The sequence below is a fragment of the Cysteiniphilum marinum genome, assembly GCF_014857925.1.
Lineage (GTDB): Bacteria > Pseudomonadota > Gammaproteobacteria > Francisellales > Francisellaceae > Caedibacter > Caedibacter marinus.
Genome location: NZ_JACYVZ010000095.1, coordinates 1 through 1,509, shown reverse-complemented (window position 1 = coordinate 1,509; position 1,509 = coordinate 1). Strand labels below are relative to the sequence as shown.

The window sequence follows — 1,509 nt, the reverse complement described above, 5'->3', positions numbered from 1 at the left end:
GAGACTGTTCACTCAACTGTGTCACCCTAAAGCTCAAGTTTTAACCGTTCAGGAAAAAAGATGTTGAGCTGCGAAACGGTTGTTGCCCAGTTTGCCACTGGCATCGTCCATTTCTTTTTAATGTGCTGGTAAGCACAGTAAATGAGTTTAACTAAAGCCGTTTCTGAAGTAAAGGCTCCCTTTGATTTTGTGTATTTTCTTACTTGTCGATGAAACCCCTCTACTGCGTTTGTGGTATAAATAATACGTCGAATATCAGGGTGATATTTAAAGTACGCCGACAAACTTTCCCATTTATCTTGCCAAGATTTTAGTACCAACGGATATTTCTTCCCCCAAGTTTCATCTAGCTCAAGCAAAGCATGCTCGGCAAGCTCTAGCGTATCTGCCTTATAAACACGCTTTAAATCTGCAATAAATGCTTTTTGATCTTTACTAGCAACATATTTTAAGGAATGACGTATTTGGTGTATGACACACAACTGTATCTCCGTTTGTGGAAAAGTGGCAGCTATTGCTTCAGGAAAGCCCTTAAGCCCATCAACACAAGCAATAAGAATGTCATCAACACCGCGCGATTTTAATTCATTTAACACACCTAGCCAAAAATGTGCACCTTCACTCTCAGCAATATAAAAGCCTAAAATATCTTTCTGACCATGCTGATCAATGCCCAAAACATTATAAACCGCCTTAGTCACTACACGCCCATTTTCCCGAGCCTTGAAAAACATAGCATCTAAATAAACAATGCTATAAATCGACTCTAATGGACGATTACGCCATTCAGTGATCGTTGGTATTAATTTATCCGTTATCTTGCTAATGAGCCCCGTAGAAACATCCATACCATACATATCCTGCAAATGTGCACAGATATCCTGATAGCTCATGCCTAAACCATATAAAGCAAGTACCTTTTCATCTAAGCTTTCATTTAGAATTGTCTGACGCTTTTTAACAAGTTGAGGGTCAAAACTACCATCACGATCTCGCGGTGTTTCTAGCTCGAATTCGCCAGAGGAAGATTTCACGGTCTTTGTTGACTTACCATTGCGTCTATTGTTGTCACTCTGCTCAAGATGATCTTCAATTTCAGCCTCTAAGGAGGCTTCGATAATACGCTTAATCAAGGGAGTGATCACACCATCAGAACCTGTTAAAGATTGACCAGACTTTAGTGCTTTTATTGCTTGCTGCTCAAAGTCAGCATAGTTAAATTGTTCGAAAGTATGTTTATTTAGCGTCATTTTTTTATCCATCATTTTGAGCGTAATGCGTCCAATCTTAGCGAATCAAAAGATAAAAGTCTTCAATTCTCTTCGCCAGAGAGGCAGGGCTGCAAACCAAGTTTACAGCCTCTGCTAAGCGTGTCATAAACCTCACAACCATCAAGGACTACTCGCAACACGTTGCTGCGTTCCTCCTTGACAGTTGCTCTGTTTATTCTAGCAATAACACATTACATCAATATTAAATTTAAATTGACACAGTTTTATGAACACTCCC

General features: G+C 39.6%; 1 protein-coding gene. It reads right to left on the bottom strand.

Going from position 1 to position 1,509, the window contains the following annotated elements; all coding sequences use genetic code 11:
• Positions 1–26: 26 nt before the first annotated feature.
• Positions 27–1,250 (bottom strand): IS256 family transposase, encoded by a 1,224-nt coding sequence (locus IE867_RS14410; RefSeq protein WP_192485399.1) that lies wholly within the window; start codon positions 1,248–1,250, stop codon positions 27–29.
• Between the last annotated feature and the right edge of the window lie 259 nt (positions 1,251–1,509).